The 7,732-nt window shown below is 60.7% G+C and carries 13 protein-coding genes and 2 pseudogenes; 1 reads left to right on the plus strand and 14 read right to left on the minus strand.

Translation table 11 applies throughout. The annotated features are described in order from the left end of the window. Positions 1-411 precede the first annotated feature (411 nt). The 14 genes and pseudogenes from NO347_RS16715 to NO347_RS17310 all read right to left on the minus strand — a co-directional run bounded on the left by NO347_RS16715 (position 412) and on the right by NO347_RS17310 (position 7,163). The gene (locus tag NO347_RS16715; RefSeq protein ID WP_256290842.1) at positions 412-912 is read right to left on the minus strand and encodes a PIN domain-containing protein; all 501 of its coding nucleotides are present in this window, start codon (positions 910-912) and stop codon (positions 412-414) included. Next, positions 909-1,511 (minus strand): DUF7437 domain-containing protein, encoded by a 603-nt coding sequence (locus NO347_RS16720; protein WP_256290844.1) that lies wholly within the window; start codon positions 1,509-1,511, stop codon positions 909-911. Before NO347_RS16720 ends, NO347_RS16715 begins: the two co-directional genes overlap by 4 nt. 242 nt (positions 1,512-1,753) lie before the next feature. Beyond that, complete coding sequence (locus NO347_RS16725; protein WP_256290846.1) at positions 1,754-1,921, minus strand: hypothetical protein; 168 nt, start codon at positions 1,919-1,921, stop codon at positions 1,754-1,756. Then, complete coding sequence (locus tag NO347_RS17500; RefSeq protein ID WP_484494537.1) at positions 1,918-2,172, minus strand: DUF8150 family protein; 255 nt, start codon at positions 2,170-2,172, stop codon at positions 1,918-1,920. Before NO347_RS17500 ends, NO347_RS16725 begins: the two co-directional genes overlap by 4 nt. A gap of 57 nt (positions 2,173-2,229) precedes the next feature. After that, on the minus strand, positions 2,230-2,400 hold the full coding sequence (locus NO347_RS16730) for a hypothetical protein (RefSeq protein ID WP_484494538.1): 171 nt from the start codon (positions 2,398-2,400) through the stop codon (positions 2,230-2,232). A gap of 60 nt (positions 2,401-2,460) precedes the next feature. Continuing rightward, positions 2,461-2,637 (minus strand): annotated as a pseudogene (locus NO347_RS17445) (type II toxin-antitoxin system death-on-curing family toxin); the annotation flags it as partial. A 5-nt stretch (positions 2,638-2,642) separates the two neighbouring features. Beyond that, on the minus strand, positions 2,643-2,984 hold the full coding sequence (locus NO347_RS16735) for a type II toxin-antitoxin system PemK/MazF family toxin (RefSeq protein WP_256290848.1): 342 nt from the start codon (positions 2,982-2,984) through the stop codon (positions 2,643-2,645). Continuing rightward, a complete protein-coding gene (locus NO347_RS16740; protein ID WP_256290849.1) occupies positions 2,981-3,340 on the minus strand; it encodes a MarR family transcriptional regulator in 360 nt (119 codons plus the stop codon). The genes NO347_RS16735 and NO347_RS16740 overlap by 4 nt, the downstream gene beginning before the upstream one ends. A gap of 89 nt (positions 3,341-3,429) precedes the next feature. Further along, positions 3,430-3,765 (minus strand): DUF7558 family protein, encoded by a 336-nt coding sequence (locus NO347_RS16745; protein ID WP_256290850.1) that lies wholly within the window; start codon positions 3,763-3,765, stop codon positions 3,430-3,432. Then, positions 3,765-4,055 (minus strand): DUF8069 family protein, encoded by a 291-nt coding sequence (locus NO347_RS16750; RefSeq protein WP_256290851.1) that lies wholly within the window; start codon positions 4,053-4,055, stop codon positions 3,765-3,767. The genes NO347_RS16745 and NO347_RS16750 overlap by 1 nt, the downstream gene beginning before the upstream one ends. A 135-nt stretch (positions 4,056-4,190) precedes the next feature. Continuing rightward, positions 4,191-4,625, minus strand: coding sequence for a toxin-antitoxin system TumE family protein (locus NO347_RS16755; protein WP_256290852.1), 435 nt, complete (start codon positions 4,623-4,625; stop codon positions 4,191-4,193). An 8-nt stretch (positions 4,626-4,633) separates the two neighbouring features. Continuing rightward, positions 4,634-5,167: a DUF7342 family protein gene (locus NO347_RS16760; RefSeq protein ID WP_256290853.1), complete on the minus strand. Its 534-nt coding sequence runs from the start codon at positions 5,165-5,167 to the stop codon at positions 4,634-4,636. Positions 5,168-5,324: 157 nt separating this feature from the next. Then, positions 5,325-5,558 (minus strand): annotated as a pseudogene (locus NO347_RS17505) (DUF8030 family protein); the annotation flags it as partial. Between the two features lie 390 nt (positions 5,559-5,948). Then, a complete protein-coding gene (locus tag NO347_RS17310; protein WP_425492408.1) occupies positions 5,949-7,163 on the minus strand; it encodes a phage NrS-1 polymerase family protein in 1,215 nt (404 codons plus the stop codon). 221 nt (positions 7,164-7,384) lie between these two features. Here NO347_RS17310 and NO347_RS16770 point away from each other — a divergent pair. Next, positions 7,385-7,732: transposase (locus tag NO347_RS16770; RefSeq protein WP_256290854.1), on the plus strand; the 348-nt coding region annotated here is incomplete at its 3' end.

Genomic DNA, 7,732 nt, shown 5'->3' on the forward strand with positions numbered 1-7,732 from the left:
TGTCCGGCCCGCGAGGGGCGCAACCGAAAACGCGCTTAATGCTGGCGTCGAGACCAGATTCAATTTAGCCCGGAACGGGCGCTCGCGGTGCGGAGAGCGCCCGCACGCCCGGAATGGTCGGTCGCGAGCGACGCGGAGGGCGGAAGCGGCGAGCGGGGCGGGCCGTAACAAAGAACCTGTTCAACCGGGCTCGACGCTCAGTCACACAGATGACATCCTGGTGGACTCAGAAAGGGCGAGGGCGTCTCGGTCGTCCCCCGACCCCGCAAGCACCACAGGCACGAGGAGCGCAGTGTGGGTCGGGGGATGCCGAGCGGCCGAGGGCTTTCGAGACGGTAACGGCCATCGCTGGCGGGCCGATATCGAATTTTGTTCCGCAGTGATCGGTGTGCGGACCCAACGAGGAGCGGCCTACTCGAGAAGATCTTCCACGAAGCGGAAGCCGTTCACGTACGTGACTGAATCTCCGTAGCCCTCACTGGCGAAGACATTCTCAGCCCCTTCTCCAGCGAGGGTATCTGTCGTGTAGATGTAAGCGTGGTCAGCGGTCTCGTCGACGAACGCTTGAGCGGCGACCCCTGCCAGCGCTGGATCCGCACGTTCGATCTCGTCGGCAGGGCGGTCATCAGCGTTCGCGATGTATCGCTGCACGCCGTCCATCGTCCGGGAAACTAGTGCGTTCGTGTATTCCAACGGGGCTGCGACTCGGGCCCACCCTTCGTCGATTGCCGTGTCGATTGGCGGTGTTTCGACGTCGGGTGCGTTGACGGTCAGTTCGTCGTAGACACGTTCCGGGAGGACGAACGTCATGTCGTTCCGGCGTGCAAACGTCCGGACGACCTGATACCGACGGTTCGACGGTTGCCCCATCGCGACGAACAGACCGGTATCAGCGATATAGATGGCGCTCACGCGTCGTCGCCGGCGATGTCCCGGTCGACACCCTCGATATCCGCGACCGACGCGCCTGCCTCCTCGATATCGAAGTGCTCGTGGACGACGGGGCGGAGCGCCTGCAGGATGATTTCGGCGGCGAGCGGCGAGATGTCGAGATCACGGGCCATTAGCCGGTGGGTGACCTCGCCACGTTCCCGGTCGACGGTGTAGGTGAGTGCCGTTGCGAGTCCGGCGATGCCGTGGCGGTCGATGTAGGTATCGATGTCGTCGTCGGTCGTGCGACGGGCGATGGCGTCGATGAGCACGGGCGTGATTGTGTACTCGCGAGCGCCATCAGCTGCTGTGACGGTCAGATTGATGTCGCGGGCGACGTACACCCGGGGTTGCTCGTCGGTGGTCGCCTCGATGACGCCGGCGTCGACCAGCCGGTTCACATAGGTGTAGGCCGTGCCCTGCGCGAGGTCGAGCTCGTTCATGAGTTCCTGGACGGTTGCTTCCTCCTCTCGGGCGAGATACGCGTACAGTTTGGCGAGCTGTGGCTCCTCAAGGAGGTCCGCGACCGAGAGGAAGTCGCGGATAACGTCGCCGTTGGTTCGGTTTGACGTGCGTGACATGAGCAATTGGGCGTTTACAGTTTACAGGGAATCAGTAAAGAGTGTTGCGGTCAATCTATCCGGACTAGGTGCGAGCGACGCGAAAGGGTGGCCGCGGCGAGCGGAGCGGACCGTAGAGAAACACGGTTCAACCGGACTTGACACACACAGCGACTCAGCCGCTATACTCTTGGTACGGTGCCACCAGCGAAATTCTGAGCAGGGTCAACAAGGGGGATCAACGGGTGCGACGCTGTAAGAGGTCACGCGTCAGTCACTTCGTTAATGAAGTCCTCGTCCAACTGCTGTTTCAACACCCGGAGGCTCGCCGCCGTTTCGGCGCCGACGAGCTCTGTGAGCTGGTCGATGGTTATTTCGTCATCGTAGTAAGCGGCCGCGATCTCCTGGATGCCCGCGTCCTCGTCGGTCATCGGCCACGCACCCGACTGCGAGCGGCCGCGAACCGAACCGGATCGGTGTCGCTAGCCGCATCCATCTCGTTTGCCGACTGGAGCTGCGAGTCGATGAGCCGATTCTGCTGACGTGACCACTCACTATCATCGTGCGTCCGAACGTACTGGGCCCACTGTTTAATCATCACACGGCGTTGCTCGATATTCTGGCGTTGATCGCCTTCAAATTCATGTGAATTCAGCATCGTAGTCCTCCACTCCAAGCTCATTGACGTATACTGGCTGCTCCGTCGATAGCCACGGAAGCACTGAGTAAGCGTGACGAATTACTCGTCTTCAAGTGCTGCATAGATCTCCGCGTGGCGGCGTCCATCAAGCTCCCCCATTTCGAGGGTGATCCCGCGACGTTCGGCGTCGCTCTCGGCCGCCTGATACCGCTCGTAGAGCTGGCGGACCTCGTCGTCGACCGCCGTCGAGGAATCGGTGCTGGACGCCATTGTTCTATTGCGCATACTCTGTGTGTCCCTTTATCAGTTGTGACGAGCACAGGCCCGGAACTAGATGACTGCAGTCTCTGTGTCGACTGCGGCTTCGTCAGTTGCGAAGCGGTACAAAAGGGCCCGAATTTCATCACTGTACTCGAACGTGTACCCGTCCATCATATAGAAAACGACCACCGTTCGGAGCGCTGTTTGTTTGTTTCCGTCGACGAATGGACGTTCCGCAACGAGCAGTCACCTCAAGACGATATGTAGTCGATCAACTGGCTCGCCACATCCTCAGTTCGTTCGTCGACGAGAGAGGTCAGATAGTGCTCTACGTCCGCAGCACTGTTGAGGGTCGCGAGCGACCACGGGAGGACGTGACTTCGTTCTCCGAGTGGGTCGCCCTCGTAGTCGTCGTCTCGGAGTGGGAGTGCCTCCTCGTGGTAGGTCTTCGTGGAGAGCAGGATCGTGATGAGTTGGGTACCGTGGTTCGGGAGTTGAGGCGCTCCCAGAATGAGCATCGGGCGACCTTTATCCGAGAGTGGGTCACTCGCCCAGACGATGTCGCCACGTTCCAAGTCCTCGAACGCAGTCACTGTACTTTTTCCATCTCGTCGGTCTGGAGTTCCTCAAGACGCTCCTCACTGTATTGTTCGTCTGCAGTCTCGTAGTGTCGGTGTAGCCGGTAGGCAGATTGGAGCAGTTCCTCGTCGTCCGTGATCGCCCAGTACGGGCGCTTGTGCCGCACGAGACCGCGCTCCTTCAATCGCGAGAGAATCGCACTGACGGCGTCTCTCTCCAGCCCGAGGTGCTCGGCGATCGTTGCCGCCTTCCACGCCCTGTCGTTATTCTTGTCGAGGAACAGCACGATCCGCTCGGTATCATTCCGTTCCTCGAATTCGTCGGCGTCAGCGTTCTCGAACTCGTCGATATCGATGGTGCCGCTCGACATAGACTAGTGTTGGGACTGTTGGAGCATAGTTGTTTGGCATGTTTGCTACCGTGGATAAGTGTTTCCATGCCCAGAAATGTGGGAGGGGGTTACTCCGCTGGTGTCGAGACGAGATGTTTCTCGAGGTCGCGCGTCCAGTACGTCGCGAGCCCACCGGGGCTACACCGCTCGCAGAGCTGCAACGGGCCTTCGAGATGGCCAACTTCCACTCGGAACCGCGTCAGCGCCGCGATCGTGTCGACGACGAGGCCACAGCCGTCACAGGCGTGGTGATCGCGCTCGCCGGGATCCGACCGCGTCTGGATAGCGCAGTCGACGCAGATCGGGTGGGTGACCCGCTCGTCTTGGCCCCAGGTGTGCGCCTCGCCAGTCTCGGTGCCAGGCGGGGCGTCGCAGAAGGCACAACCAACGAGCGTTTGCTGCATCACTCGTCCTCCTCGCCGGCGTCGCTGGCGGCCGTCCAACCACGGTGGAAGACAGCCAACTGCGTGGCTGAATCGAACGCGGCGCCGCTCGGCTCGTGAACGAGGACGCTGTCCTCGGGAACGGGTGTGACGACGTCCCCGTCGACGAGATCGCCGACCACGCTGCGGGCCATCGTGTCGTCGATGTCCGCCGTGTCGATCCTGGCGGCGTCGTGGTCTTGGGCGAGCAACTCTTTCTCGAACTGTTCGTAGTCAGCACTCGTGTCGTCGTGCGGATCGGGAGTAACCATAGTGAGTCACGCCGCGCACGCTGTCGCGCGCTGCACGCCTTCTGGCGTTAACGAGACGCCTCGCGTCTCGTTCGCACACCAGAACGCTCCGCGTTCTGGGGACGCCGACAAACAGCCCACGTGAGACCGTAGCCCTTACTCGCTCCAGAGGGCCGTGATTCGGTCTTTGATCTCCTCGAGGACGAGCGCAACGACGTCACGATGGTCGTCTGGCCACGATGCATCCTCACCGGGCCTCGGGGCAGTGGGCGGGGGATGGAAATGGTCCCGCGTGTTGTGCGGATTCGGGTGCCGGTCCCACCGGCACTCCCAGGCGTTGTCCGCGTGCTGCTCTCGATAATGAAGTTTGAAGTCGTCGTTCGTGTACCAACGGACCGTTAACTGCGCCTCGTCGACAGCTTTTGGGTAGTACGACGGCGCAAAGACGACGTGGAGTTCCAGATGGCCGCTGGCGTCCGTGACGGTCGCTCGGGAGACCTGCCTCGTCGCTTGGAGCCGCGTCTGGAGGAACTCGAGGATTGGACGATCGATGGGGGCAGGGCTCCCGCCATCGCCTGTCGGTGGCACCATCGAGCAGGCTACCCAGACGCCTGTTCGCGCTCGCCACCCGCGAGTTGCTGGCGCGCGCGTTCGTAACGGCCACGCTCCTCACGGGCGGTCGCCCAGTCGGCGAGGTCGCTGTACACGTCGTCGATGGTCCGCTCGTCGCTGGCCTCCGCGGCGTCGACGGCGTCGACTGCGGCCGGTGACGCGGCGTCGTACGTCGCCTCGTACTCGGTGATGCGCGTCGTCAGCTCACGAACGCGATCCTGCAGGTCCTCGACGGAATGGTCGGCCGCGAGCTGGTTGATGCGTCGCCACTCAAAATACGCGTCATTCCGTTCGTAGGTGGCTGGATGGCCATCGTGCCGGGTGACGATTCCCAAATCGTCGAACCAGCCAAGGTACTTCCGGGCGGTCTTGGGGTCACAGTCGGCGCTGTCGGCGATCGCGCTCGCCGTCGTCGGCTTGCGGGTCTGTAAGATGGTGCCGTAGACGCGCTGTTCGACGTCGTCGCTGCTGAACGCGTCCTCGAAGGGGGGCGGACCATCGGCGGCGTCTGTTTCGGACATACTCGGAATTGCAGGTCGAAGGATATAGTTCTTACATCGGGGAATAGTTTCCTGATTAGAGTAGCGTACAGGGTGCCGCCTGATTGGCTTCAAAAGGTGCACGATGTTAACTAATAACAAGTCGTGACTCAGGGAGTTGTTGGTTAACCCACGCAGGTCAGTGCATCCGGAGCTTTCGCGCAGGTTTGACGCTGAACGTATCTGGGTTGTCGACCGGCACGTCGTGACTGCGATCAGTTGCCTGTGACGACGACCGGGTGAGCCGAGTGATGAGATCCTCACGAACAGCCCGCCGACTGACTGTTGACTCGTGCCATCCAAGTCGCTCGTCGTAGTGCCGTTTCCGGAATATCTCGCCGTTTTCGTCGATGGGGATGAACTGTGTTCGCTTCGCTCCCCACCACGTTCGTAGAGGCCAGTTGTCGGGACCTGCACAACGAGGCGGTCATCGAGTGCGATTCCGCACCGTTCTCGATAGCGGTCGCAGAGCCGAGGAGATCTTGCAGTTCATCGTCCTAATCAGCGTTGTCGGACGGTGCTTTGTAGGTCATATCCCCTCGATGCTCGCTGGGTCAACTCGACGAGTGCCCATTCGGGCTCTTCGTCGGCTTCCGAGGTCCCATCAGAGTTGACAATGCACTCGCCGTTTGCGAGGCAGTTAGCTCGCCCTTGGCCGGCTGCAGCGGCCGCTGCAGCTGGCTGAACTTGGTTTCGGGGGTGTTTGCACCAGTGTCGATCAGATCGAGTTCGTTGAGGTACGCCTCAGATTTCGTGCAGCGCGTCACTCGTCATCCGCGAAAAAGCGCTTTGTTCGCGTCCACACCGTTTGTGTGGCTGATTCGCTCTCTTCGACGTCGCCGCTGGCAGCGTCGCCGGCGTCGCCGATGTCTCCCTGATCACTGCGCTGCTCTCCGGATTCACGCTCAGCAAGCGTTTCCTGAAGCTCACGAACTGTCGATTCCAACGTGTTGATGCGGTCGTTCTTCTGCGCAAGCAGCCCCTCGAGTTCAGTGACGCGCTCTTTGAGGAGTTGATTCTTCTCGCTCAGGTACGGCTGCGCTCGCTGTCCTCTCGATGGTGCACTGGCACCGTTATGGCCTTGGACGTCATCTTCCGTCTCTTGGCTCTGTGCGGCAGCGGGTTCATAGAACTCCGAGGTGCCGGCAATCGCCCGTTCGATGGTCTTCTCGCCGTAGGTCGAGCCCTCAGCGTAGTGGACGTCGTCCCATTTCTCGCGCATCAGCCCTGACTGCCGGAAGAGATGATCCATTTGTTTGGCATCGCCGCCGGTCCAGAAGGCAAGCAGAGCACAGAGCGCCATATCCGCCTCGGAGTGGCTCTCATAGCCCAGCGTATTCCCATTCCAGAGCCGCTCGAATTTCTCCCCGTTTCTCGCATTTTTCGCCTTCTCGAGGAGTTCCTGATCATCGAGCGCACTGTCTTGCGCTGACTCGCGGGCAGGGGCATCACCTCCAGTTTTGTGTGTTTGCTCAACGGGGTCTTCTTGGACGTACTCACGATGGAGTGCGTCGAGCGCATCCTGTCGCGTCGCGATCCTCGATGGTGTTTCGGTGACGTGCTCGCCGGTCACCGTGAAGAATCGCGCGGTATCGTACATCTCGATTGTCCCTTTCCGGTTTCGCCCATCAGGGAGTTCACCCCGTATGAGCACGTGAAATCCGGTTCCCGACGGCGAGCGTTCTGTGTAGGAGTCAAGCCGGTCGGTGATATCTGCTGCTGTCTCCGCGACGGCGCCAGTGTCCCGATCGCGACAGTCATCCAGATCCACGCCGACGAAGGGATCATCCTCAGTGAAGACGAAGCCAATTCCATCAGCGTCTCTTGACTCGGCGCCTGCAAGCGCGTCCTCGAAGGATGTCCACGTTTGCGCATCCGTTGCGGAGGCGAACTCGCCCCGGCCGGGCGTGATGGGAACTTTCGTCGGCTTTCCGTCGCGCTCCTGTTCGCGCCAGCAGATCCACTGGTCGTATTCGATGAGTGCCGTCGGAAGGACCGACGTCTCAAGTGTATATTGGGTAAGTCATATTTCTAGAGTGTCCTCTTCAGCGACCTCGATCCCTTTCGGGGTCGAGGATAAACTCTCACCTGCTGTGGGCCATCGATTCAAAACCGCGGTTCCAACGGGGTACCCCCTGTCTATACTACTCAGCTTTGCACGTTGAAGTAGGAGCGTGACGTAGGCGGTGGCAAGGACGGATGATGCCGATTACGGACTTCTTGTCGTGTACGCGCGTGTTCGACGAGTTCGAGTCGCTGTCACCAGCACAACGTCATCACGCGAAAACCTACGCCACCCGTCTTGTTGCGGCCAGCAACAAGACCGTGGCGGGTATCGCACGCGAAGTCCTTCCAGCTCAGGGGAAACGCGCCCTCAACAAGTTCCTCACCCAGTACGACTGGGACGAACAGGAGTTCAACCACGAATGCCTCGAAGAGCTTCAGAAACACGGTGAAACGCGCTGGTCACAGGATGGCTACATCATCCTCGACGATACGATCACCGAGAAAGCCGGGGACGAAGTCCCCGGCGTCGGCCGATTCTAC

This window comes from Halobellus inordinatus (assembly GCF_024464655.1).
In the GTDB taxonomy this organism is placed as follows: Archaea; Halobacteriota; Halobacteria; order Halobacteriales; family Haloferacaceae; genus Haloquadratum; species Haloquadratum inordinatus.